The sequence below is a fragment of the Martelella mediterranea genome (genome assembly GCF_021021415.1).
GTDB classification, from domain to species: domain Bacteria; phylum Pseudomonadota; class Alphaproteobacteria; order Rhizobiales; family Rhizobiaceae; genus Martelella; species Martelella mediterranea_C.
On sequence record NZ_JAINWJ010000029.1, the window covers coordinates 77,681 to 102,766 of the forward strand.

Consider the following 25,086-nt stretch of genomic DNA (forward strand, 5'->3'; position numbering starts at 1 on the left):
CCGGACATTGTAGTATGACGCGTATCCCCTTTGTCGAGGCGAAGCTGTTCCCGGTCGGCGACAGCGAAACCGATCTTGAATACCGGTTTGAAAACCACCTTCGCAAGCTGCGCGAGGACAAGCAGTCTGTCGAAGAGCTTTCCGACGAGGACGACTGGCATCGCTCGAGAGACATTGTGACAAGTCGCGACCGGGCACGGATCAGGCGATGGGCAGTACGGATCATCAAGGGGCGGGAAAAGGTGTCCGGGATCATGCATCTGAGGCCCGAGGACCGCAAGGCGATTGAAATACTGAATACCGGCGTGCAGGTGATCGAAATCGAAAACGAGGCGCGCGCTGATGAGATTGCGGCAGCGCTTCACGCAGAAATGCCATGGATGGCGCCGGCGACAGAGCTGTTCTGGCAGGCGATGCGGCTATCCGTTCGCTCTGGCATGGCTGGCTTCCGCCTTCCGCCTCTGTTGCTGAACGGGCCGCCCGGCATCGGCAAGTCTGTCTGGGCCCGCAAGGTAAGCGAAGTGCTTCAGGTACCGCTGCGGACAATTGATGCGGCTGGCGAACAGGCTTCTTTCGCTGTCGCGGGCTCCCAGCGTGGTTGGGGTTCGGCGCATCCCGGCAAACCGATCCAGACGGTCATCCAGCACAAGGTTGCCAATCCGGTCATCGTCATCGATGAGATCGAGAAGGCCGGCGTTGCAGTCTCGACAAACGGGGCTCGCTGCAGCCTGCCCGATGCATTGCTTTCATTGCTGGAGCCAGCCACGGCGGCGCGGTGGGAGTGCCCCTTCTATCAGCTCAGATTCGATATGTCGTGGATCGGCTGGATCCTGACTTCGAACAGTCTTGTCGGCATTCCGGAACCGCTGCAAACCCGGCTGAACATCGTGAACCTGTCCGTCGTAAGGCCACATGACATGATCAGCTTTGCTCAAAGAGAGGGCAGAAAGCGCGGGCTTTCGGAATTATCCGTCGATGTGATCGCCGAGGTTATCGAGCAGCAGCAAACGCGGCGGCGGCCCCTGAACCTGCGCTCGATCAACCGCATGCTGGCACGCGCGGAGGTGCTGGAAAAGCAGCCGGTGCTGCAATGATCGACGGGCAGTCGAATATCCGGCCCCTCACGCATCGTTATAATTCAGCTTGCCGAGCGTGTTCGATGGCCCGTCGGGGCCGGCGCAGTTCATCTCGTAGACGCAATTGTCCTGAAGGACCTGATGACCCTCAACCAGGAAGCTGGACTTGTTCGATTGCGGCCGGCACCAGCCGACATTGACGCCGGAGGAGACACCACCGCCGGTGCCCGGCTCGTTGCCGGTCACTTGCTCCGTGCGGCTGGCCATGGTGAAGGCCTGATCGCCGCCGAAGCCGGTATTGGAAATCGTCTTCGTGCTCCATTCCAGCTTCGAGACGATCATATAGGGCACCGGCACCATTTTCGGGCCGCGCGGCGTGAGACAAACGCAGGGCGCAAGACAGACGATGCTGTTGGCTTTGCCCGTGTTGCGGGCGGCGCTGCGGCTCATGATGGCTCCTTTCTGAGGGCATGCGGCAGCACCTCGATCGCCGTCACATCGTCGGGGTTCTCGATCGCCATCCGCCAGACCAGCGTCATTGTGTGCTTGTCCGGGTCCGGGTCGGCGATATCGCAATGGACGGTATCGAGGCGCATGATCAGCGTGCGGTCATCTGCGTTGCCGTAGCGCACGATGGCCTTCATCCCGCCTTCCGGGAGGGAAAAATGGTAGGGCGCCGGGTCATGGCGCATGCCGTGGACGGTGATCTGTTCCATGCCGGTGAGGAACGGCCTGAACTGCAAGGCTTGCGGCGCGGCATTCCAGAAGCCGTAATCATAATCCGCCGGCATGCGCGGATGGCGCTCCCTCAGCCAGGCATCGTCGAACGTGCCGGCGAGCGCAAGCCGCGGCTGCCAGGATTTCGTCAGCGGCCCGAAACCGCAGACCGTCATCTCCGCGCCCGGAGAACAGGCGGCGAATTCGCCGGCAAGGCCGATCTGCGGCGCGGGCAGTGCCGCGCCCGCCTCCAGAAGATAATCGCTGACCATGCCGCGCCCGACCGGATTGAACACATGCGCGTCTTCGGTCTCCTCATCGATCCTCACCGTGCCGCCATAGGCCCGCTCGTAAACCAGCGGCACCTCGGTAACCGGCGTCGCATCCGAAAGCCGCCAGCGCTTGCCGCCTTTTGCCGTCTCCGGCTCCATCAGCCGCTCGCCGAACACATGAAAGCCATGGCTGCCAATGATCGCCGGCGTTGCGCCATCCTCCCCCGGCCGGGCGATATCCACCCGCACCGGCCAGCTTGAGAGCTGCTTTTCCTCCGGCGAACGGGCAATGGCGGAAAAGGTCAGATCGGTTTTCGGCTTGAACGGCGCGATCTCGCTTTCGTGCTTCAGCGAGGAGACATTCGGCTCGCCGTAAAACACATCCGAAAGCGCCATCTCCGGCTGCGCCTTCGGCAGCAACGCGCGTCTGCCCTCATGGATTTCGAACACCGCCCGCACCACCAGCACCCCCAACTCACTGCCGTCCAGATACCAGTGGCGGAAGAAAAGGCACGGAAAGGGGAGAGAAATTTGGGGGATCATTGCGACTTCCCCTTGTCGAGAAGACGATGCTCATAGGCCGCGATCACATAGTCCATGCCGTGATAGGCAACGGACTGGCCGGTGATTTGCTGAAGGGTTGCGAGTTCCGGTCCGGCATCCTTCAAGAACAGCCGGGCGGCTTCTTCATACATTCGCCAGACGAAAGCGGTCTTGTCCTGCTCGACAAGATTTTCGACTGCCGCGTCGTGGTAGGTCCTGTCCATGTATTGCAGCAGATTGTTGATCGCCTGACCGGGAGAGGCCGAGGACATCAGAAGATCATTGAGCTTCGTAATGGTAGCAAAGTCGTTCGGACGCGGCAGAACCAGTGTTTCCTCTGACAGCGGCCAGAGAACGGGCAGCGGTTTGGCACTGGCGATGTCTTCGGTCAGTTCATAAGGGGGCATGCCGATGAGATTGCCAAGCGCGGCCGGCAGGCCGGTTTCGCCGATATTGGCCCTTGCCCAGTTGAACACCGCGCCGATAACCGGAACCGTATTGGCCTTGCTTTGCAGGGTCGTCAGGATTTCGTTGTTGACGTAAAAGGCATTGACGCTCGCGCCGGTCGCAGGCGCAATTGTGTTCAGATGAACGCCAGCCGCGTTGAAGGTCGTACCGTGAATATCGATGCTCGGAAATTGACTCTCCAGCACAGCACAGGTCGCGGCAGCCAACCCGCCACCAAGGGAATGGCCTGCGATTTCAAGGCGGTGATCTTGTCCTGGCTTGATTTTTTCCGACACTTGTTTGAGTCCGTATTTGATCGCCTCTGTATACTGTGCGCTACCATGGCCCAAACCCTGCTGAATGTTGCTGTTCCAGTCACCATCAGCCTTGCCGAAGTATTCCAGCTTGTACCCAACAGAAACCGGCAGGGAATACCCCTTGGTCGCACCGGGAAGACGGAGCCATTCACTGTTGTCGATGATGGTGGTCGGAACATAGCCATCGGCCAGCGTCTGTTTGCGCGCGGCGTCGCCAAAGGCGATCTGATAGTAAGGCGGAGTCGGCTGCACCAGGATGAAGATCGGGCCGATGTCGTAAACCTCCAGTGTCACCCCAACCTTGAGCCCGCGAAAATCGTCGAAATCCGTGCCACGAAACACCAGCGTCGGCGGGCAGACATCGGTTTTCTTGTCCGGATCATAGCCCTTGACCTTGTAAAGGCGCGCGACGAGACCGCTCTTTTGCTGTTTGTTTTGGCTATCCCAGGTTTCCCAATGCTTTTCGACCTTCGCCATCTCCTTTTCGAAAACGGTGCTGAACCCACCCGTTGGCGGCGGGTCCTTGTAGATGAATTTCGAAAGATAACACGCCTGCCGCCAGCACGGCTTCCACGTCGCGCGACCATGAACAGCGGTCGTGTTGGGCGTGTCCGGGGGGATGGGCGGAATATCAATCTTCGGCGGGATGATATTGTCGGTGTCCCGCATCGGCGGGATCTTGACCACATGTTCCTGATTATTTGGCATTCTCCGCCTCCTGCCAAGGGATGGGGCCACCGAAGAGCTCCTGCGTATTCTGGTCGGGTGGGTAGTCGGGATTTCGCTTCAAGACACGGAGAGCGATTTGCCGAATTTCCCTGCTCAATTCGTCTTTTCTCTGTTCATAACTCGCCAGAAAATTCATAAACTTTTGGAGTTTGGGGAGGGGTGGATTTTTGAAGTATCCCTGATCAATCAACTCGTTCAGAAAGGAAAGCGCTCCTTTTTGGCTCATAAGCGCTAATGAACTCATCAGGGTGTCTTGTCCATCACTCTCTGACCATGGATCAGCACCGGCTTTGAGCAGTAGCTCCACACCTTCATAATTTCCGATCAACCCAACCTGCTCGATCAGCCATTCGCCCCCATTGCCAAGAAGCTGCACATTGGCCTTGCCGCCATGTTTGAGGTAACTCTCGATCATCCGGTTTTCGAAGTCGAAACCTTGAACAGGACCGGAACTTGGCCCCGGCATGGTCAGGTAATAGACGAAATTCCGCTCTGATCTTTGCGACGGACGATCAACCATGTAGGGATCGGCGCCGTCCGCCAGCAGCGTGTCGATAGCCTGCAGATTGTGCGCCTGAAGCGCCAGGAACAGGAAGGTGATCTCGTCGCCATAGCGCTTGTTGACGCCGCCCGGTAGAGCTTCGACGTCGCGCGTGCTGATATGCCCGCCGCGCTCGATCCTCTGCGCCAGATGGTAGACATCCTCGCCATACGGCTTGAACAACCGGTCGGCGGTATAGGTCGGTTCCGCATTCATATCCAAAATCCTTCCATAGCCCCAAAGCCCCGCGAGGATGATGCAGGCGAGAACGGCAAATTTGATGAGAAACCGGCGGCGGGTCATGGTTGCCTCGCAGCCGTGCCGCGAAACACCAACGTTGGCGGGCAGACATCGGTTTTCTTGTCCGGATCATAGCCCTTGACCTTGTAGAGGCGCGCGACGAGACCGCTCTTTTGTCGGTGGTTCAGGTTGTCCCAAGGTTCCCAGTGCTTATCGACCTTTGCCATCTCCTTCTCGAATACTGTATGGAACCCACCGGAAGGTGGCGGGTCCTTGTAGATGAATTTGGACAGATAGCAGGCCTGCCGCCAGCATGGCTTCCAGGTCGCGCGCCCGTGAACAGCGGTCGTGTTGGGCGTGTCCGGGGGGATGGGCGGAATATCGATCTTCGGCGGGGTGATGTTGTTGGTACCCCACATCGGCGGGATCTTCCCCACGAAGTCCTTGTCAGTCGGCATCTTGCACCTCCTGCCACGGGATGGGGCCGCCGAAGAGATCCTGTGTGTTCTGGTCGGGAGGATAGTCCGGATTGCGCTTCAAGACGCGAAGGGCGATTTGTTGATTTGCGAGGCTGATCGCATCGCCTCTTTGTTCATAGCCAGCGAGTGACCGCATGAAAGATTGTAGTCTCGGCAACTCAACGTCCTTGAAAGTTCCTTGCTCTATCAAATAGTTCAAAAACCTTACGGCGTTTTTGTTATATTTGCGGGCAACTTTCACCATTGCCGTATCTCCACTATCATCCTCCGCCCAAGGATCGGCCCCGGCTTCGAGCAAAATTTTGACCCCCTCGTAGTTTTCGTTGAGCGCAACCTGCTCTATCAGCCATTCTCCCCCGTCTCCGAGAAGCTGCACATTGGCCTTGCCGCCATGTTTGAGATAGCTTTGGATCATCCGGTTTTCGAAATCGAAGCCCTGTACCGGCCCCGTGCTTGGCCCCGGCAGAGTGAGATAGTAGACGAAATTACGCTCCGAGCCGCTCGGGGGATGATCGACCATATAGGGGTCGGCGCCAGCCGCCAGCAACGTGTCAATCGCTTGCAGATTGTGCGCCTTGAGAGCCAGGAACAGGAATGTAATCTCGTCGCCATAGCGCTTGTTGACGCCGCCCGGTAGCGCCTCGACCTCGCGTGCGCTAATATGCCCGCCGCGCTCGATCTTCTGCGCCAGATGGTAGACATCTTCGCCATACGGCTTGAACAGCCGGTCGGCGGTGTAGGTCGGTTCCGCATTCATTTCCAAAATCCTTCCATAGCCCCAAAGCCCTGCGAGGATGATGCAGGCGAGAACGGCAAATTTGATGAGAAACCGGCGGCAGGTCATGGCTTCACCTAGTTGACCTTCACGACATCGGACAGGAGCTTGATCAACTGATCGAGATTGTGGCTGAGCTGTTTGCCGTTGATATGGATCGAGCCATCGGAATTGAGCACGATCACGCTGTCGCCGCTCTTCAGGAGAATGCGCTTGCCGGCGGTGATCACCAGTTCCTCGCCAACATCGAGATAATAGCTCTTGAGGACGTTGACGTTCTTGGTGTTCTGGACCAGTTGGGAATCGTTGTTGCCGATGCTCTCATTGCGGTTCTTCTCGATGCTGACCTGCATCGACCCTTCGCCGGCCCCGGTTCCCTTGTCGCCAAGGCCATAGGGCGTTCCGGGAATGCCGTCGACCATCTTGTCGGCGCCGGTCGGCGTGAACATGCCCTTCTGCGTCGGCCCGACATAAAGCGCCATATCGCCGCCGATCACCTCGGTATGATTGTTCTCGACCTCGATACCCTTGTTGTGGCCGACGGACTGAACCCAGTTGTTGTTGATGCGTTCGGAGTGGTTGTTGTTGGTCTTTTCGTTGCGGTCTTTCTGGGCGTAGACATAGACCTCCTGCCGGTCGTTCTCGTCCTCGAAGCGGAGTTCGTTGTAGCCGGGGCCCTTGTGGGTCTGCGATCGCCAGACGGTTCTGGTCTTGTTGTCGGGGAGCTTGTAGGGCGGCAGGTTGAGGGCGTTGTAGGAACGGCCGGTGATGATCGGCTGGTCGGGGTCGCCGCGGACGTAATCGACAAGAACTTCCTGTTTGATCCGCGGCAGGATGACTTCGCCGAAGGTGCCGCCCGCCGAACTCGATGTCACCCGCGTCCACACCGAGGAATGCTCATTGTCTTTCGAGCGTCTGTCCCATGGATAGGAAAGTTTCACGCGGCCCCAGTCATCGCAGTAGATTTCCTCGCCCTCCGGGCCGCTGACGGTAGCGATCTCCGGGCCATCGGCCTTCGGCTTGGGCTGTTTCGGCGGGGCGTAGTTGAGATCCGCCGGCATCGCCAGGAAGCGATTGGCATAGGTCGTGGAGCCAGTTCCCGCTTCCTCCTTCAGCGCCTGCGGCTGCTCGCCTTCGTGGGAAACGGAGAGCAGATGCCAGAAGACGTTGCAGTCGTCGTTCGGATGTTCGGTGAGTTGCACCTTGTAGCCCGGCGTCAGCGCCGGCGCATTGGTGCGGCCCTCGCCGGTGGTGGCCTCGACGCGCACCGCCTCGAGCTGCGATCTGGTGAACGGCTTGCCGGCGACATCCTTCTTGTAGCCGCCCGGATAGTTGTAGAGATCGTAATTGCCCTTGGCGCCGTTATCGGCCTGGCGGTCGGCGCGATGCTCCTGGCTGTACCCCGGATTGGTGAACAGACGCTCGCGCTGGGTGAAGCTCGTCGCCCGCAACCGCTCGCGGAAGGTGAAGCTGCGGCAGTACACGCCCTTCGCCACGCCGCCGGGATTGGCGTTGTATTCCAGTTCCCGCATCGCCTTCAGCTTCGGCACGATCATCGGCGTATCAATGAATGTGACCTGGTTCTGGCCGTTCGCGTCGGAGGTGAAGAAGAACCAGATGCCTTCCTCGGCCGCGATGCGCCGGACGAAATCGAGATGGGTTTCATTGTACTGGACGCAATATTCCCGTGCGACATGGGTGCCTTCAAGCACGAAGCGCATATCCTCGACGCGGTTTTCCTTCAGCACCTCGGCGATGATCTCGGGCACGGTCTTTTGCTGGAAGATGCGGCTGTCGGAGCCATGGGCGAGCCGGCAGAGGGTCGGCATCAGGACGACCGTGTAGAAGGTGCGGTGAGACCCCTCATCGCTGCGGGCCATATCGGCGATGATGCCGGAGAAATGCCTTATGCCGGCATATTTGTGATGAATGGTCAGCGTTGCCGGCGTGTCGAGCAGGGCGTTGATATCGATCTTGGGATCGTCGGAAACGAGTTCGATCGCCACCTCGGAAAGCTCGAACAGTTTCTCCTCGGCGGTGAAGCCGTGGACCAGCAATTGCCCGTCCTTCAGCGCCGACGCTTCGAAAGTGAAGGCGATGTCCTGGTCCTGGAAGAGAACCGGCATGTCGATGACTGCATTCATGGTGACGTCCTTCCTGACGCGGGTGGCTCAAGACTGTGGGGACAGGGGATTGACGGGAAGACCATTGGCGCCGATCCGGCCGGCCGCCTTCAGCACCTTGTAGGCGCGGCGATAGCGGCGCGCCGATGTGTAGCTGAGCCCGGTTCTGGTCCGCAGCGCCTCGCCCTTGGCCGCGCCGTTATCCTTGCGCTTGCCGGACCAGTCATCGATCATCAGATCGAGAAAATCCCTGTCGGCCGGCGTCTGCGACAGGCGTTTTTCGACATAGAGCACAGCCCGTCGCTCGTCGTCGATGACATTCGGCCTGCGACCGTGACGGGCGGAAAAATCCTCGGGTGTGAGCGTCAGCAGGTCACCGAACCGCTCAGCCCACCATGCCGCACGGTCATCGTGCCAGGACAGGCCGAGCCGGGTACGCAGGTTCATCAGGATATTGGTGTCGAAGGGCAGGAACGCATCGAGCTTCATCGGAAACTCGGCCCATTCGCGGATGAGAGCGGCAAGCGCTGGCGTCAGGACGACCTGCGGGCTGGTCTTGGGTCTGCCGATCTCGATGCCGCGCAGGATGGTGACGCCGAGATCCGTCTTCTGTTCGCGCCGGACCCTGAAGCGGGTTCCGTCGATATCTTGAACGATCCGCGGAGGCTTTGCCAGAGCTGCGCGTCGCGCCCGCTCCTTAGGGTCGCGGCCATCGATGATGCCGAGACGCTTGCGGAATTTGAGGAGCCGCACCGATCCGAGCGGCAGGCCGGAACGCTTCCGCGAAAAGCCATGGGCCAGCAGATGGCCGGCAAGTTCGTGCGTCAACACCGCTTCCGGCGTGCCTTTCGATCGGTCTTCGGGATAGCCGAGAAAGATGAGGAAGCCGTGCCCGCTCTCAATCGCCTGCCGGCACGTAAACACCCGGCCATCAATATCCGCGATTTGTGCTTCGGTTTCTAGCGTCGTCAATAAGGACATGTTAATATCCATTATAACTAATATGACAGCGGAAACTTTACAACTTTTAGGAATGATGTCAATCATGGTCCGTCCAGATTGCAACCAGAGAATGGCATCGATCTGCCAGGAGGTGCCGAAAATGAGAACCATTCAGGGTATCGCCGGACAGATGGCCTTTTCAGACGACGCTCCGATCGGGCCATATCCTCTGGAATTCATCGAGAATCTGGAAGACATGATGGCAGCACCGTTTCCCGACGATCTGCGTTGGTATCTCGAACATTACGGCGCCCGAAAGCTGTGCGAGGGACAACGCTCGCTGCCGTTGTGCCTCGACAGCTATCACTATGTGGCCGACTTCGAGGGACTCCCGGACATCACCAAAGCCGAGAAGCAGTATCATCAGCTCTGTCGCTTTGCGATGACCGAGACATTGCCTTATGACAGAAGATGCTATTTCCCGATCGGGCGAGCCAGCACGGCAACGATGAGCCTTTGCCTGTCCCTGCTTGTCAGCCTGCATCCGCTGAATTTCGGGACAGTCTGGGGCGTCAGCGCACTTGCCGGACACCACCCGCTTGAACCGGTCCTTCTTGCACAGGACTTCACAGCCTTTCTTCAGATGATCGTGCCAAAGGCAGGACTGCCTGAACAGGCAAAGCAGCGCAACGATGCGCTCCTCGATAAAATTCTCAGGGATCAGAGCAGCAAGATCAGGCCACAGCCGACTAGAGCGGCCAGCGCGAAGGCGCTGATGGCGTTTTATCTGGATCACCCGGATGAAACCGTCTTCGACGGATTGCACAATCTCGAATTGGCTTATTACATTGGAGGCCGGAACTTCCACGGAACACGCGCTGCCATGGCGCAAGCTCAAGAATCTTCGACCGACCTGTCCGACCGCGTGGTCCGGCCGGGACCGATCCGCCGACGGCAGGTTCAGATTTCGGAGCCACATAAATTCCTCGGAACGTTCCGGGTCTTTCCGGCGCAAGACAGCTATGCGACCGTGACGGTCAAATCCGTCGTCGGTGTCGATCAGGTTCTGAAGGAAACATTCGTGCTGCATTATTCTGATGCCGGGTGGGCACTCGTCGCCCGGCAAACGAGTAATGTCGACCCGATAGAGATCGATGGCTTCGGTACTTTGGCATTCGACGTCTTTTCCGGCTGGCGCTTCCCGACACCCGTCACGCCGCGCTGGAGCCGGCTGCCGGTGGACGTTCGCATCGTCGGCGAGGAAGATGCGCTCACGCTGCCGTGTATCGCATTCGTTCGGGAGCTTCTCGACTGGTCCGACCTGAGACCTGCGCTCGAAAGGCGCCTGTTCGATCACGACTACCTGCCATTGGTCATGCCGCTGCATACAGCCTTCGTGAAAGACGGCAAATATCATGAAAGACTGCAGACTCGAACGGGCGGAATGCCCGTGATCAGTTCCCCGACAGAAATATGGACGGAAATCGGCTCATCCGGCAGCATCTATGTCGAAAATGACAGCCGCTTCACCTGGCGCCTGTCCCTCAGGAACAAAATGGACCCGATCGACATCACGGTCGAAAACGGGCAGATCCTCACGTGAAGCTCTCCTGATCTGGGGGGCAATCGATACTCGATTTCCAAAGGCCGCCGCCGCCGGACATTTTTTCTGGCACGGCAGTGCTTCCGAGAGATGTTGCGAGAAATGATACGCGGCTTCTCCGGCAAATGCGAAAATCAGCAAAGCTTAGCACCGGCTGATCGGCGCTGCGCGGCATCTATTTTTCAATTCATGGGTAAGGGGCGAAATCAGCAGGCGCCCGATTTGGAAGGCGAAGAGGCCTCCAAGGCATCGCCGCAAGCGGCGAGTCGAAAAACCGACTTTTGTCCCAAAGTCGGCGTTTCCGTGTCGGACGACAACAAATAGTCAAAATTCAGAGGTGGTGGGCCTGGAGGGACTCGAACCCCCAACCAAGCGGTTATGAGCCGCCGGCTCTAACCATTGAGCTACAGGCCCCCTTGTCCGTAGCCGAGATGGGCTGGAACGGGCCGCGCCGGCAATGGCTCCTTGCGCGGACCCTCCGACTACTCCAAATTCATGGGCATCGCAAGTTCCCGCCGCATTGGCTTCACAATTGCCGGCCAAGAGGAGGGGATACCATTTCAAGGAGGGATATCCATGGCCAATTTACCCGTTCGTCTCGCCGCCGCGGGCCTGCTTTTCGCGCTCCCGCTTGCCGGCACGGCAGCCCTTGCGGATGGCGCACCGCCGCCGGCCGTCATCAATGTCTCAGCAGATGGCGATGCCACGCTGGTGCCGGACATGGCCACTGTCTCGCTGTCCGTCGTCAGCCAGGCCGATGACACGGCGACCGCGCTTTCGGAAAATTCGGCCGCCATGCAGAAGGTCATCGACGCGCTGAAGCAGAACGGCATCGCCGACAAGGACGTCCAGACCAGCAATTTCTCGGTGAGCCCGCGCTATCAGCAGGTCAAGGCCGATGACGGCACCATGACCAGCGAGATTGTCGGCTATGAGGTCCAGAACGGCCTCAATGTCCGGGTGCGCGATCTCTCGAAGCTCTCCGCCGTGCTCGATCAGGCGGTCAAGCTCGGGGTTAATTCCGGCGGCGGGATTTCGTTTTCCAACAGCGATCCTTCCGCTGCGGAAGACGAGGCCCGGCGCGAAGCCGTGGCCAACGCGCTGGCCAAGGCGGAGACGCTGGCCGAGGCCGCCGGTGTTACGCTCGGCAAGGTGATGTCGATCTCCGAACAGAGCTCGATGCCGCAGCCGATGATGATGCGCGCCGACGTGATGATGGCGAAAGCCGAAGGCGCTCCGCCGATCGCAGCCGGCGAAAATACCTATAACATCACCGTTAACATGACGCTGGCGATCGAGCAGTAAAGCCGGTTCCCATTGGGACCGCCATGCCGATCAGGGCTGGAAAGAGCGCCGTCGCTTTGTCGCAAGACGACGGCAATCTCCAGCTTTATCGGCGGGCCCGCTCTCTGGAACCCAGCGTCCGATCCTGTGGCGGCGGGATTTCGCCGCCCGCAGTCGGCGCTAAAAAGAGTCCGACGGGGCGGGAAATAACTTTCGCGCAATGCCATTCCCCGATCTCGGAACTCGTCTTGCGCCGCTCATGATATGCATCGGTTGCCGATGACATGCTCGATTTTAGCCGCCATGCCGCCGGCTGCCCCCGCTTCCGTCTCAAGGCCATGGGCGGCCGTCCAGGCGCCACAGCGGCGGCTCGACCCTGAATGCGTCAAGGCGGATTGCCAGGGCGAGCTCATTTCACATCCTCCAGCGGCATGTAGAGCGCGCCCCCCTCGCGGAATTTTTCGGCCATCGCCGCCATTCCCTCTTTCTGGGCCTCGGCCCGAATGTCGTGGGAAATGCGCATCGAGCAGAATTTAGGTCCGCACATGGAGCAGAAATGCGCCACCTTGTGCGCCTCCTTCGGCAATGTCTCGTCATGCATCGATCGCGCAGTCTCGGGATCGAGCGCGAGGTTGAACTGGTCTTCCCAGCGGAATTCGAACCGCGCGCGGCTGAGGGCGTCATCGCGAATCTGCGCCGCCGGATGGCCCTTGGCGAGATCGGCGGCATGGGCGGCGATCTTGTAGGTGATGACGCCGGTTTTCACGTCATCTCGGTCGGGCAGGCCGAGATGCTCCTTGGGCGTCACGTAGCAGAGCATCGCCGTGCCGAACCAGCCGATCATCGCAGCCCCGATACCCGAGGTGATGTGGTCGTATCCCGGCGCGATGTCCGTGGTCAGCGGGCCGAGCGTATAGAACGGCGCTTCGCCGCACACCGCAAGCTGCTTGTCCATATTGGCCTTGATCTTGTGCATCGGAACGTGGCCCGGGCCTTCGATCATCACCTGGCAATCCTTGGTCCAGGCGATCTGCGTGAGCTCGCCGAGCGTCTCAAGTTCGGCGAACTGTGCCGCGTCGTTCGCATCGGCGATCGAACCGGGGCGCAATCCGTCTCCGAGACTGAAGCTGACATCATAGGCCCGGGCGATGTCGCAGATCTCTTCAAAATGCTCGTATAAAAAGCTTTCTTTGTGGTGATGCAGGCACCACTTCGCCATGATCGAGCCGCCCCGCGAGACGATACCGGTGACGCGATCGACGGTTAGCGGGATATAGCGAAGCCGCACGCCGGCATGAATGGTGAAGTAGTCCACGCCCTGCTCGGCCTGCTCGATCAGCGTATCGCGGAACACTTCCCAGGAAAGATCCTCGGCAATGCCGCCAACCTTTTCCAGGGCCTGATAAAGCGGTACCGTACCGATCGGCACCGGTGCATTGCGGATGATCCAGTCGCGAATATTGTGGATATTGCGGCCCGTGGACAGATCCATCACCGTGTCGGCGCCCCAGCGGATCGCCCAGACCATCTTTTCAACCTCTTCGGCCATCGAGGAGGTGACGGCCGAGTTGCCGATATTGGCGTTGATCTTGACCAGAAAATTGCGGCCGATCGCCATCGGCTCGGCTTCCGGGTGGTTGATGTTTGAGGGGATGATCGCCCTGCCGCGCGCCACCTCGTCGCGCACGAATTCCGGGGTGATGAAATCGGGAATATCGGCGCCGAAGGCTTCGCCATCACGGGCCAAAGCCTGTTTTGCCGCCGATCGGCCAAGGTTTTCGCGGATGGCGACGAATTCCATTTCAGGCGTCACGATTCCGGCGCGGGCATAGGCCATCTGGGTGACGGCGCGGCCATCTTTTGCGCGCAGCGGCCTGTGCCGCACCGGAAACTCCGGCGTCAGTCGCGCGCCTGCGGCAAAGCCGTTGTCTTCGGGCTTCACATGACGCCCTGCATAGCGCTCGGTGTCATTGCGCGCGGCGATCCAGGTCTCGCGCAGACGCGGCAGGCCGCGTTCGATGGCGATTTCGACGTCTGGATCCGTATAGGGTCCGGAACTGTCATAGACGGTCACGGGTGGCTCGCCGGCCGTTGGATGCAGATCGATCGCGCGCATGGGAACGCGGATATCGGGATTGAGAATGCCGGCCTGCCAGACACGGCGCGAGGCCGGCAACGGCCCGGTGGTGACGGTTGGGGAAATATCTTTCATCGGTCGGAGCCTCCAGTGCTCGATGCGTTGGAGACCCAGTTCGCCGTAATGAATGGAGAGGGGCTGCGTGAATTGCGCCAGCGCAATTCGGCCGTGACCGCAGCAGATGCACCATCCCTACGCCAGTGTGAACTGGATCAGGTTCATCGGGTCACTGCGCTGCGCGTCGCCATAAAGGCGGACGGGCGATCAGTATCTCAGCCCCTTGTCGGGACCCCCCGGGTGAATGTGCAAAGACTGCATTCCGTCCCGCGGTTTGTCAACTGAAAGACTGGTGGCTGCACCACTGCAACGGTCTTGTCTCACCCGGGCGGATTTGATCCCGCCCGGGTGAGTGTTCTTTGAGATCAGAATTTCACCTGGAGCTTTGCGTTGACGCCGTTATAGCTGACGTCGTCGCCGAACTGGCCCTGGTAGGAAACGCCGATCGTGGTGTTGGGCGACAGGTCGAAATCGAGACCGGCCTCGATCACGGCGGCATCCTCGGCGACGGCGACGCCGGTGATGGAGAACGGCGTCGAGCCCGCAAAGGCCTGCGTGACGGACGGCGTGATATCGCCGAAGGCGTGACGCCAGCCGATCATCCCGCTTGCCTTTGCCCGGGTCTGGCCCAGCATGAAGTCGGACGATACGCGCAGACCCACGGTGGTGAAGGTGGTGTCGGAACTGCCGCTTGCGCCGTTCAGCGCTGCAGCGCTGCCGGTCTCGCTGTAGCCGTCGCTATCCAGATTGACATAGGCGAGGTTGGCGAACGGCTCCAGCTGAACGTCGGAGAGGTCGAACTGATAGCCGAGTTCTCCGAAGGCCTGGAAGGTGCCGGCGTCATAGCTGCTGTCGAGCGCATTCGTAAGGCCCGGGATGAACACCGAACGGCTGGTGTCGATCTGGTGCCACGTATAGGCAAGACCCGAGCGGAAGCCGAAGCCACCCCATTGCGAACCGGCATAGAGGCCGAGCGAATAGTTGTCGCTGGAACCCGACGACGCGCGATCATCGCTGTCGAAGCTCGAATGGCTGTAGCCGGCCAGCGCGCCGACGCGCCAGGTTTCGGCAACCGGGATGTCGACGCCGACCAGCAGGCCGCCCGTCGCGCTGTCGAGGCCGGCGGCATTGGCGTTGCCGTCGAACTTGTTCCACGCCCCGAAGGCGCTGCCCCAGGCGGCGATGCCGTTTGCCTGATCGGGAGCGACGAGGTTTGCGCCGTCCGGCCCGTAGGCGAGAACCGGCGCCGACGATGCGCCGACCGTGCCGAAGGCTGCCCGCAGGCGATCGGCTTCCGCGCCGCGGACGATGCCGCTTTCCTCGATCAGCGCCGATTTGACCGACGCGTGGATCTCGCCGGAAAGCTGGTCGAAGCTGTTGCGGATGAAATCGGGATCGTCCGGCAGCATGACGATCGCGTCATAGAGCTGGTTACCGGCGGTAAAGCCGATCGACTCCACGCTTGCCGCAACGGCCGCCTGGTTGGCGGTTTGAGCCAGCGATGCGAAGTCGCGGTCATTGCGCTGCAGCTTCAGGCCGATTTCGCTCGCGCCATAGATGAAGTCAGGCGTCAGGAAGGCGAAGTCGGAGGTGACGCTGGCGAATTCGCCCTCGATCTCACCGGCCGACAGCACGGTGTAGGTCGAGCGCGGATCATAGACGCCGTCGAAGCCGATATGCGCAAGCGTTCCGTTCAACGAGGCCTTGCCGGTCACCGTCACCGCATCGCTCAGGCCGGTTTCCGGGTCCACTTCGACAGCGAAGATCGAGCCGGAGGCGAAGGTAAGGTCGCCGTCGATCGTCAGCGTGCCGATGGAATTGCCCGGCGACAGCGTGCCGCCCGCGGCGATTGCGACCAGCGAACCCGCGCCGGAGCCGATCGTGCCGGAGCCGCCGAGTATCGCGCCGTCATTGACGGTCATGCTGCCGCCGATCGCGCCGACGCCGTTTTCGTCGCCCACCAAGAGCTTGCCCTCATTGACCAGCGTGGTGCCGGCGAAGCCGGAGCTGTCGGCCGTCAGGAGCAGAGTGCCCACGCCGCGCTTTTCAAACGTGCCGTCGCCGGAAAACGTCTTGAGGGCGGTGACCGGAACCGTCGGGTGCGAGACATCGATCCAGCCGCGGCCGTCGAAACGGATGGCCTTGTCGATCGACGTGATCGGCCCGGTCCACTGCGCCCAGTCATCGTCGGGGCCAGCGGTGCGAATGCCGCCATTGTCGAGCGTGATCAGGCCATCGGTCGAGCCGAGCGCGGCGCTTTCGTCGATTGCCACAGTCTTGCCGGCGGTGACGACGATATCGCGGAAACGCTCATGATCGTCCACGCACATCGCGCGGGCGCCCTGAAGCGACAGATGCTGAGCATCGGCGCAATCGAGCGCCAGCTTGAGGGGGGCGAAGGGGTCGTTTTCGAAGTCCAGCCCGGTCTTCGCGGAAAGTGCGGCGCGTACGGCTGGATCGTTGAGGCCGAGCGTTGCCACCAGTTCGTCCCAGGCCGGGTTTTCCGGCTTGGTGTCGAAGGCGAGGTCCTCATCGACATACTTCATGAGGATATCGCCCCATTGCTCCCAGCTCATGTCGCTGATGCTGCCGATGCCCGGGAATTCGTCGCGATGCGCCTGGAAATAGTCGTCGAGAACGTTGCGGAAGAACTCCGGATTGGAGGTGTCCGTGAGCTTGTCGAGATAGGCCTTGTAAACCGCCTGCTGTTCGGCGGGCACGTAGAGGGAAAGCTCCTCCTGGAAGGCCACCGGGTCGTGACGGTCATAGACCGCGTTGGCAAGCAGGAAGCCGAGGCGGCTCTCGGTGACCTCCGGGGCTTGCGCATAGATCGGACGGCCATCCTCATCGGAAAGCTGGCCGAGATAGACATCGGTGCGGTGGTTGTTGCGCGACAGCCGGAATTCGCCGGCGCGCTCGGCGGAATCGCGCGTGTTGGCGTCGAAGGTCAGGCGAACCTTGCCGCTGTCGTCGCCGATTTCCTCGACATTGGGGCCCTTCCAGCGGATTTCATGGGCGAGCGGCTCATGGTCGGAGAGCGCGTGACCCTCGTCCGTCGTGCTGATGTCCTGATCGAGAACGCCGCCGACATAGCGGTCGTCTTCGGCGTCCGTCAGTTCCCACCATTTGGCGTAGGGGCGCGAGGCGATGAAGTGGTCGATCTGGGTGCGGCCCCAGGACGGCCATTTGAAGGCCTCGTCGTCTTCCTCGACGCTCGGCCATGTGGTGCTGCCATCCGCCAGCTTGTGGGGGGCGAAGCGTTCGCGATCCTCGGGGTTCTGCAGGATCTGGTACTGCTTCTTCAGAAGGTTCATCGTGTAGGGTGTGTTGCCCGCCACGGGATAGGTCTCGTCGGTGAACAGGCCTTCCGGCGCGGTATCGATCTCGCGATTGATATAGGCCTCTGCCGCGGCGTATTTTTCCGAGCCGATGGCGTGATTGCGCGCGACATATTGCAGCGCCCAGGCCTTGTGGTCGGCATTGCCGGTCTCTCGCGCCCGCTTCATCATGAATTCCTGCTGAACCACTTCCAGCAGTCCGCGCTCGGAGACGTCACCCGCGTTGAAGTCCCCTGTCATGATAATGGGGCTGGCTTTGCCTGCGGCCCAGTCGTTCAGCTCATGGGCTTCGCGGTTACGATGGAGAAAGGCATCATCGCGGTAATCGAGGTGCTCCGTCGCGATGATCGTCTGCGGGCGGCCGTTCTCGCCGCCGACAACCACGTGAACCGGCTCATCGGTATTGCTGTAATCGATGATGTCCTTGTCGCGCCATGCGAGGCCGGTGTCGCCCTTCGAGTGCAGCGCGTAATCGCCGGCGCCAAGGTCGGCCATCTTGTTCTGGATGTCGACGCCGTAGCTGTTGCGGTATTCCTGGATGGTGATGAAGTCGTAATTGCCCGATGAAAGAAGGTCGGCCGCTTCGGGAATGAGCGTCGATGCCCCCCAGGTGTTCAGGGAGATGATGCGCAGCGCATTGTCCTCGGCCTTCGCCGGAACAGCGCTGACGGCCAGCAGCGAAACGCCGCTCAGAAGGCCCAGCATCTTGCCTGAAATCTGCGCGCGGCTTCCCAGCCGCTGAATGATACCATTCATCGGGTATTCCTTTCGTAATCGGAACGCTATGAAATTTCGATTTGCGTCGTCAGGTTAGCATGTTTCGAAAGCGACATATAACCCCCATATATGTCATATTTACAACATTTTTATAGATTCCTTGCGTACACGCCCTCGGTGTTTCAAAAAGGAGGGCACAGAATCGGAAATGGTGCTGGAGGTGGTGTGGACGTGGAAAGCAGCGGAGAAGAAAGAAAGAAGGAAAGCCGTCAGTCGTCGATACTGCGATTGATGGAGAAGAACTTCTATATCTCGGTAGAGGAGATTTCCGATTTCTTCACGGTGACCACCCAGACGGCCCGGCGCGATATTCTTGCGCTTGAAAAGGCGGGCCGCGTGCGTCGTCTTCATGGCGGCGCGGTTCTTGTCGGCCCGCTGGAGGAGACAGTCTACCGCCGTCGTCGCGTCGACAATGCGGAGCAGAAGCAGCGCATCGGCGAGCTTGTCGCCGATCTTGTGCCGGATGGCGCGTCGATCTTCATCGATTCCGGCACCACCTGCGAGGCGATCGCGCGCGCGCTGTCGCGCCGCAATCATCTCAGGGTTTTGACCTACAGCCTCAGGGTCGCGACGATCCTGAACGAGAACACCAATTTCACGCTGGCCGTCCCCGGCGGTTTCGTGCGTCCCATCCATGGCGGCATCTTCCAGGAAGAGACGCCCGAATTCATCCGCAACTTCAAGTTCGACAGTGCGATCATCTCGGTGAGCGGCATCGACAATGACGGGGATCTCTGCGACGACGACCATGCCGAAAGCGTGGTGGCGACGGCGGCGATGGCGCAATCGCGCCGCACGCTTGTGGCCGTCGACAGCAGCAAGTTCGGCAAGCGGGCCATGGTGCGGCTGGGGTCGATTGCCGACGTGAACACCCTCGTCACCGACACCATGCCGGAAGGGGATATCCGTCGTCTTCTGGATGAAAACGACGTCGAGATCGTTTGCTGAAGCGCGGCGGAAGCGCGCCGCCGGCCGCTCTTCCGCTGTCCGTTTCATGTCCTCGAAGCCGGTGTGTTTTCGAATATTTCCGTGGCGAGCGTCTGGATTCCCGGAAGGCAGACATCGCACAGAGGCTGCAACACGTCGCGCGTTCCCGTTCCCGTCAGAACGCCGACCTTGAGGCCCGCGCCGCCGGAAATCGCCATGTTCATGTCATGGGGATTGTCGCCGACGACCGCGGTCTGCGCGGGGGAAACACCCATCGCCGCGCAAAACGCCAGCAGCATGCCGGGTTCCGGCTTGACGCCGTAGCCGCTGTCATAGCCGGCGATGAAATCGATCCATGGGGTCAGCGACAGGCGCGCCACCAGCCCTTCGATCGCCGCCTGGCTGTCGCTGCTCGCGATGCCGAGCCTGAAGCCGCGCTCATGCAGATTGCGAAACAGCTTGACCAGATTGGTGACCGGAACGGCGTCGGAGACTGCGGCGGTAAACAGCGTATCGAGCGCGGCGGTCAACTCGCCGACGCTGAAACGCGCGCCGGCCTCGATCCAGGCCCGGGCGATCTCGTCGGTGTTTCCCGCCGCCAGCAGGCTGTTTGACGAGGTCTGCCCGCTTTCTGCGTCCATGCCGCCGACGCTCAGAAGATGCGCGGCAAGCGCCGGATCACCGCTCGCGGCAAGGTCGGCGGCGGCCCGGTTGATGGGCGCCCAGGTGCGCTGGTAATCGAGGAGGGTGCCATCCTTGTCGAAAAGGATGGCCTTGATGGGGGAGGCCGTCATGGCGTTTTCCGCTCTTATCTTATGAGATTGACATTTCTGACGCCGGCGAGCCGCATCAGCACGCGCACGACGATCAGGCAAAGCACCACGATCCCCATGATGCAGACCGAAAAGGCGGCTGCCTGGTTGATCGCGCCGCGATCCGACAATTGCAGCACCGAAACGGAGGCAAGCTGGGTCGAGGGGGTGACAAGAAAGATCACCGCCGACAACGAGACCATGGAACGCATGAAATAGAACACGCCCACGCCCAGAAGGGTCGGCCAGATGAGCGGCAGCGTGACCTTGCGCAGGGTCGTCATCGAGGTGCCGCCGAGCGTCGTCGAGGCCTCGTCAAATGTCGCGCCGATCTGCTTCAGGCTGGTGGACGAGATCAGGAAGGCATGGGCATGGTTGTAATAGACCTCGAGGATCACGATCAGCGCAAAGGTTCCGTAGAGGAAATTGAGCGGATTGGCAGGTGAATTGAACACCAGGATATAGCCGAGACCGAGCACGATGCCGGGCACCGCGGCCGGCAGGATCGCAAGAAACGACAGCGGTCCGGTCAGCGCGGTCTTGAACTTGTGCACCACGATGGCGCCGAGCCCGGTGACGATGATGCCGACGATCGCGGTTGCGAAAGCAACGAAAACGCTGTTCCAGAGCGGGTCCGTGCCGTTCTGGACGTCAAACCGGTAGTGGCGCAGCGTGAAGCTCATATTGTACGGCCACAGATGCACGAAGCTGGCGAACACGACGATCGCGACCACGGAGACAACCAGCCCCGCCACCACATAGGCATAGAGCGAGAAGAACAGGTCGCGACGCGCCGAGGGTTTTGGCGTCAGGGGGCGGGACTGTTCGGTGACCAGTGCGTGCTGGCGCGCGGTCATCCGCTTTTCGATCAGCTTGGCGAACATGGCGGGCACCAGAAGCGCCACGCCGATGACCGCGCCGAGGCCGAATTGGGCCTGGCCGATGACCTGGTTGTAGACTTCCGTCGCCAGCACGTTGAAATCGCCGCCGATTACCATCGGATTGCCGAAATCGGTAATCGCCAGCATGAACACGATGAACAGGGTGGCGGCCAGCCCATACCGGGTCGCGGGCAGCGTCACATCGCGGAAAATCCGCAGCGGGCCGGCGCCGAGCGCCTCGGCGCTCTCATAGATCCGGGCATCCGCCACGGCGAGCGCAGCCGAAAGGATCAGGAAGGCGTAAGGAAACGCATAAAGCGCGTTGGCGATGGCAACGCCCCAGAAGCCGTAGATATCGAGATCGAAACCGAGATAGCGGTTGAGGATACCGTTGCGCCCCAGAAGCAGGATCAGGCCTTGGGCCTGAACCAGCGACGGCGCGAACAGCGGCACCAGGATCACGATGCGCAGGAACCATTTGCCGGGAATGATCGCGCGCTGAAGCGCATAGGCATAGCCATAGGCGACTACCACCACGATCGCCGTGGAGGTGAGCGAGACCAGAATGCTGTCGCCGACGAGCTCCCAGAAACGCATGGTCGAGAAGGTGGCGATGAAATTGCCGAGGCCGAGACCGTCCGGGGTCTCCAGGCTGCGCATCAGTATGCCCAGCAGCGGCAGCAGCAGAAAGATGATGAGGAGGGCGGCGACGAACAGCGTCATCGCCCAGATGCTGGCGCGGTCGGCAATGTCGGTGCTGCGGGCGGGGCGGTTGGTGGTCTGCGCGGGGTTGCTCATGCAAGCACCCGCAGGGCTTCGGCCGGGATGACGATGCCGAGACGTTCGCCCACTTTGGGAACCGCGCTCGCGCCGTGCAGCTCGACGCTGATCGGCGCCTTGGGCTCGGCATCCGTCACCACCTCGACGCGGGTGATATTGCCGAGATAGGTGACGCCGGAGACGGTTGCCGCAAGCGTGTTGTCGCCGGCGGCGTCGACCTCGGTCAGCGAAATCATTTCCGGGCGCACGCCGAGGGCCGTGATATGATCCGCGGTGTGCGCATTGTCTGCAAGGTGGAGCGCCACGCCGCCGAAGCTCGGCTGCATGCGCGCGTTTTCATCCAGTTTCAATATGTTCATGCGACCGATGAAATCGGCGACGAAGGCGGTTTGCGGTTCGGCATAGAGTTCGCGGGGGGAGCCGATCTGCTCGATGGTTCCCTTGTTCATGACCACCACGACATCCGCCATCGCCAGCGCCTCTTCCTGATCGTGGGTCACCATGATCGTGGTCAGGTTCAGGCGCTGCTGCAGGGCGCGGATCTCGACGCGCAGTTCTTCGCGCACCTTGGCATCAAGCGCCGACAGCGGCTCGTCGAGCAGAAGAAGAGACGGGTCGGGCGCGAGCGCGCGCGCCAGCGCGATGCGCTGCTGTTGTCCGCCCGACATCTGCGCCGGCAGTTTGGCGCGATGGTCGCCAAGATGCACCAGATCGAGCATCTCATCGACGCGGCTGCCGATCTTGGCCTTGTCCCAGCGCCGGCATTCGAGGCCATAGCCGACATTGCGCGCCGCGGACATGTTGGGAAACAGCGAATAGGACTGGAACACGACGCCGAAATTGCGCGCCCGCGTGGGCACTGCCGTCAGGTCCTCGCCGCCAAGCTGAATGGTGCCTTCATCGGCATCTTCCAGTCCGGCGATGACGCGCAACAGCGTGGTCTTGCCGCAGCCCGACGGGCCGAGAAAGCAGACGAAGTTTCCGTGCGGGACATCGAGCGTGACATTGTCGAGTGCTGTCAGCCTGTCGAAGCGCTTGACAAGGTTGCGGATCGAAAGGTCCATCGCGCGTCTTCTCCTGATCGGGGTTTGGCGGCGCGGCTGGAGGAAAGGGGATACCGGTTTCCTCCGGGCGCACGTCGTAACTAAAAACGGTTCGGATCGGCGTAGCCGTTTTCCGAAGCAATGCAGTCTGGAAAGCAAGCGCCGGCGGGCATGACCGCCCGCCGGCTCGGTTGTCGCCTGGCGTGGCTTAGCGCTCGTAGCGCTCCTGCCAGGTGTTGATGATTTCCGTGCGGTCTTCGGCCGCGGCGCGGAAGTCGACCGGGAACAGGGCGGCCGGAACATCCTCGGGCAGGCCGGCGGAGATGAACCGCTCCGGCACATCGCCGCCCGGTACCGTCACGATCGTCTTCCAGTCATAATAGGCCGTGGCCGCTTCGGGGCTGAGGGTCCAGTCGAGGAAGCGCTTGGCGGCGTCCTTGTGCTCGGAGGAAGCGACCAGCGCATTGCCTTCCAGCTCGTTGCCGGCGCCTTCGGAGGGCACGACCATGGTGATCGGGTAGCCTTCCTCGATGTTCTTGATGGCGCGCATCGCGTAGGAAGCGCCGACGGTGTATTCGCCCATCGAGGCGACGTTGCAGGGGCGGGAGCCGGACTTGATGTACTGCGCGACATTCTTGTCGAGCTCGTCCAGGAAGGCCCAGCCTTCGTCTTCGCCCATCATCTGCAGCAGCGCGTCGATCTGGATATAGCCGGTGCCCGAGCTTGCCGGGTTGGGCATGACGACCTCATCGGCAAAGGAAGGGTCGGTCAGATCGGCCCACGAGGTCGGCATTTCCAGCCCCTCGGCCTCGAGGCGTTCATTGTTGACGCAGAATGCCGCCATGTAGCCGGTGACCGCAAACCATTTGTTGTCGGGATCGCGGAACTGCGCGGGAACGGTATCGATGCCCTTCGGCTCGTAGGCTTCCAGCGTTTCCTCGATCTGCGGGTTCACCATGGAGGTGACGGCGAAGCCCCAGAGCACGTCATGCTGCGGATTGGCCTTTTCCGCGATGATGCGGGCGGCGAGATCGCCGGTGGAGAGCCTCAGAAGATTGACGTCGATATCGGGCATGGCCTCCTTTGCCTTTTCAAGAAAGGCTGCGGCCTCGTCTTCTTCGTAGGACGTGTAGACCGTGATGGTTTCGGCGAAGGCAGCGCTTGAGATCAGCGCGCCGGTGAGTACGCCAAGCGTCAAAAAACCAAATTTCTTCATTTCTCTCTCCTTTGTATCTGAGGCGACATAAATGTATGTTTAGTGACATTTACACCGTTAAAATGAATGTTTTGCGACAATAAGGGCGTTTTTCATCAGATACAAGGCCCGCAGGACGCTTTTCCGGACGGCCATAATCGGACACGTTGCGAAATGTCCACGTTCACAAAGAGAAGACGGGAGAGCGGTTAGAAAAATCCGGCACGCACGCGCTATCTGTCAGCAGGAGTGGACCGAAACTGCCTGCGGCGCATAAAAACAGTCCAGCGGCGCGGATAAGGACCGCCTTTCTGAGGCAAACGATCTCTAGCAGGCGGCGATCAAAGGGAGGTGGTGCCCAGACGCGGAGTGGATAAATCTTTTAAGGTCAATTACCTAAGTGCAAGTGGGACTTTGAAAATCACCAGCTTACTTCAGGGCTTTTTGAGATGACTGTCCCACCGTTCTTTCCGTTTTGTCGCAGACCGCCGCCGCCGTCGGTGCGTCACCTCACGAGCAGAATCTATGCATCGTGATGGATGGCTGTTTCCAGGGCAGCATTCCATGAAGCCGATCAGCACCTGGCAGCTCCATCGCATCCTCGTCGAAGCCGCCGGGTCGCAGATATCCCCAAACGTGTCGGTCCACACACATTGCGCCACAGCTTCGCCACCCACATTCTTGAGGATGGCACCGACATCCGGATTATCCAAGTGTAATTACTCACCCCTGAATTGGCGATTTCCGGTTTTGCTATCGGCCTATGCCAAGGCGGATTTAATGACCTGGAAGGGATTTGCGCCTTTGAGGCGTGCGGTATCGACGGTCGTGCGTATGTTCGCCTCGGCTTTGCGCGGTACTTGTCTGTCTTCATCCAACCAGTGGTCGATCGTCGAAACGAACGCATCCAGCTTCGGCCGCCGGACTGATTGTCGCTGATAGCCAGGAGGGGTCGAATACGACAGCATCTTCGCTACGCTGTCGCGGGATATGTTGAAGCGTTTGGCTGCCTGAGAGGCCGATTTAAAAGTTATTGAGTGATATCAGAAGG

At 60.5% G+C, this 25,086-nt stretch carries 18 protein-coding genes, 1 tRNA gene, 1 pseudogene and 1 riboswitch; of the genes and pseudogenes, 5 read left to right on the forward strand and 15 right to left on the reverse strand.

The annotated features are described in order from the left end of the window. Positions 1 to 14 precede the first annotated feature (14 nt). Entirely contained in the window at positions 15 to 1,094 is a 1,080-nt protein-coding gene (locus K7H91_RS16635) for an AAA family ATPase (protein ID WP_230721378.1), read from the forward strand. Positions 1,095 to 1,121: 27 nt separating this feature from the next. Here the strand turns inward: K7H91_RS16635 and K7H91_RS16640 are convergent, their stop codons facing one another. Genes K7H91_RS16640 through K7H91_RS16675 form a run of 8 tightly spaced genes read right to left on the reverse strand, consistent with a single transcriptional unit; the run spans position 1,122 to position 9,240 of the window. Continuing rightward, positions 1,122 to 1,526 (reverse strand): PAAR-like domain-containing protein, encoded by a 405-nt coding sequence (locus tag K7H91_RS16640; protein WP_230721379.1) that lies wholly within the window; start codon positions 1,524 to 1,526, stop codon positions 1,122 to 1,124. Further along, entirely contained in the window at positions 1,523 to 2,608 is a 1,086-nt protein-coding gene (locus K7H91_RS16645) for a DUF2169 family type VI secretion system accessory protein (RefSeq protein WP_230721380.1), read from the reverse strand. Before K7H91_RS16645 ends, K7H91_RS16640 begins: the two co-directional genes overlap by 4 nt. After that, complete coding sequence (locus K7H91_RS16650) at positions 2,605 to 4,080, reverse strand: hypothetical protein (RefSeq protein ID WP_230721381.1); 1,476 nt, start codon at positions 4,078 to 4,080, stop codon at positions 2,605 to 2,607. The genes K7H91_RS16645 and K7H91_RS16650 overlap by 4 nt, the downstream gene beginning before the upstream one ends. After that, positions 4,070 to 4,945, reverse strand: coding sequence for a hypothetical protein (locus K7H91_RS16655; RefSeq protein WP_230721382.1), 876 nt, complete (start codon positions 4,943 to 4,945; stop codon positions 4,070 to 4,072). The genes K7H91_RS16650 and K7H91_RS16655 overlap by 11 nt, the downstream gene beginning before the upstream one ends. Further along, entirely contained in the window at positions 4,942 to 5,340 is a 399-nt protein-coding gene (locus K7H91_RS16660; RefSeq protein WP_230721383.1) for a hypothetical protein, read from the reverse strand. The genes K7H91_RS16655 and K7H91_RS16660 overlap by 4 nt, the downstream gene beginning before the upstream one ends. Continuing rightward, the gene (locus K7H91_RS16665) at positions 5,330 to 6,205 is read right to left on the reverse strand and encodes a hypothetical protein (RefSeq protein WP_230721384.1); all 876 of its coding nucleotides are present in this window, start codon (positions 6,203 to 6,205) and stop codon (positions 5,330 to 5,332) included. The genes K7H91_RS16660 and K7H91_RS16665 overlap by 11 nt, the downstream gene beginning before the upstream one ends. 8 nt (positions 6,206 to 6,213) lie before the next feature. Further along, positions 6,214 to 8,280 (reverse strand): type VI secretion system Vgr family protein, encoded by a 2,067-nt coding sequence (locus K7H91_RS16670; protein WP_230721385.1) that lies wholly within the window; start codon positions 8,278 to 8,280, stop codon positions 6,214 to 6,216. A gap of 27 nt (positions 8,281 to 8,307) precedes the next feature. Next, the gene (locus tag K7H91_RS16675; RefSeq protein WP_230721386.1) at positions 8,308 to 9,240 is read right to left on the reverse strand and encodes a hypothetical protein; all 933 of its coding nucleotides are present in this window, start codon (positions 9,238 to 9,240) and stop codon (positions 8,308 to 8,310) included. 121 nt (positions 9,241 to 9,361) lie between these two features. On the opposite strand from K7H91_RS16675, the gene K7H91_RS16680 reads away from it, so the two are divergent. Continuing rightward, positions 9,362 to 10,804 (forward strand): SMI1/KNR4 family protein, encoded by a 1,443-nt coding sequence (locus K7H91_RS16680; RefSeq protein WP_230721387.1) that lies wholly within the window; start codon positions 9,362 to 9,364, stop codon positions 10,802 to 10,804. Positions 10,805 to 11,142: 338 nt separating this feature from the next. Here the strand turns inward: K7H91_RS16680 and K7H91_RS16685 are convergent. Continuing rightward, positions 11,143 to 11,218 (reverse strand) — tRNA-Ile (locus K7H91_RS16685). 162 nt (positions 11,219 to 11,380) lie between these two features. Between K7H91_RS16685 and K7H91_RS16690 the strand changes: the two genes are divergently transcribed. Continuing rightward, positions 11,381 to 12,109, forward strand: coding sequence for an SIMPL domain-containing protein (locus K7H91_RS16690; protein WP_230721388.1), 729 nt, complete (start codon positions 11,381 to 11,383; stop codon positions 12,107 to 12,109). Between the two features lie 388 nt (positions 12,110 to 12,497). On the opposite strand, the gene thiC is transcribed toward K7H91_RS16690, so the two are convergent. Next, a complete protein-coding gene (gene thiC / locus K7H91_RS16695; RefSeq protein WP_230721389.1) occupies positions 12,498 to 14,300 on the reverse strand; it encodes a phosphomethylpyrimidine synthase ThiC in 1,803 nt (600 codons plus the stop codon). 96 nt (positions 14,301 to 14,396) lie between these two features. After that, positions 14,397 to 14,531, reverse strand: a riboswitch (TPP riboswitch). A gap of 116 nt (positions 14,532 to 14,647) precedes the next feature. Next, complete coding sequence (locus K7H91_RS16700; RefSeq protein WP_230721390.1) at positions 14,648 to 18,376, reverse strand: autotransporter domain-containing protein; 3,729 nt, start codon at positions 18,374 to 18,376, stop codon at positions 14,648 to 14,650. A 192-nt stretch (positions 18,377 to 18,568) separates the two neighbouring features. Here K7H91_RS16700 and K7H91_RS16705 point away from each other — a divergent pair, with 192 nt between their 5' ends. Continuing rightward, on the forward strand, positions 18,569 to 19,345 hold the full coding sequence (locus tag K7H91_RS16705; RefSeq protein WP_330166015.1) for a DeoR/GlpR family DNA-binding transcription regulator: 777 nt from the start codon (positions 18,569 to 18,571) through the stop codon (positions 19,343 to 19,345). 44 nt (positions 19,346 to 19,389) lie between these two features. On the opposite strand, the gene K7H91_RS16710 is transcribed toward K7H91_RS16705, so the two are convergent. The 4 genes from K7H91_RS16710 to K7H91_RS16725 form a co-directional block, all read right to left on the reverse strand. Further along, positions 19,390 to 20,118: an HAD family hydrolase gene (locus tag K7H91_RS16710; RefSeq protein ID WP_230721392.1), complete on the reverse strand. Its 729-nt coding sequence runs from the start codon at positions 20,116 to 20,118 to the stop codon at positions 19,390 to 19,392. A gap of 14 nt (positions 20,119 to 20,132) precedes the next feature. Next, the gene (locus K7H91_RS16715) at positions 20,133 to 21,815 is read right to left on the reverse strand and encodes an ABC transporter permease subunit (RefSeq protein ID WP_230721393.1); all 1,683 of its coding nucleotides are present in this window, start codon (positions 21,813 to 21,815) and stop codon (positions 20,133 to 20,135) included. Beyond that, the gene (locus K7H91_RS16720; protein WP_230721394.1) at positions 21,812 to 22,861 is read right to left on the reverse strand and encodes an ABC transporter ATP-binding protein; all 1,050 of its coding nucleotides are present in this window, start codon (positions 22,859 to 22,861) and stop codon (positions 21,812 to 21,814) included. Before K7H91_RS16720 ends, K7H91_RS16715 begins: the two co-directional genes overlap by 4 nt. Positions 22,862 to 23,048: 187 nt before the next feature. Next, positions 23,049 to 24,056, reverse strand: a complete 1,008-nt coding sequence (locus K7H91_RS16725) for an ABC transporter substrate-binding protein (RefSeq protein WP_230721395.1) — start codon at positions 24,054 to 24,056, stop codon at positions 23,049 to 23,051. A gap of 504 nt (positions 24,057 to 24,560) precedes the next feature. On the opposite strand from K7H91_RS16725, the pseudogene K7H91_RS25730 reads away from it, so the two are divergent. Next, positions 24,561 to 24,751: pseudogene (locus K7H91_RS25730) on the forward strand (tyrosine-type recombinase/integrase); the annotation flags it as partial. Between the last annotated feature and the right edge of the window lie 335 nt (positions 24,752 to 25,086).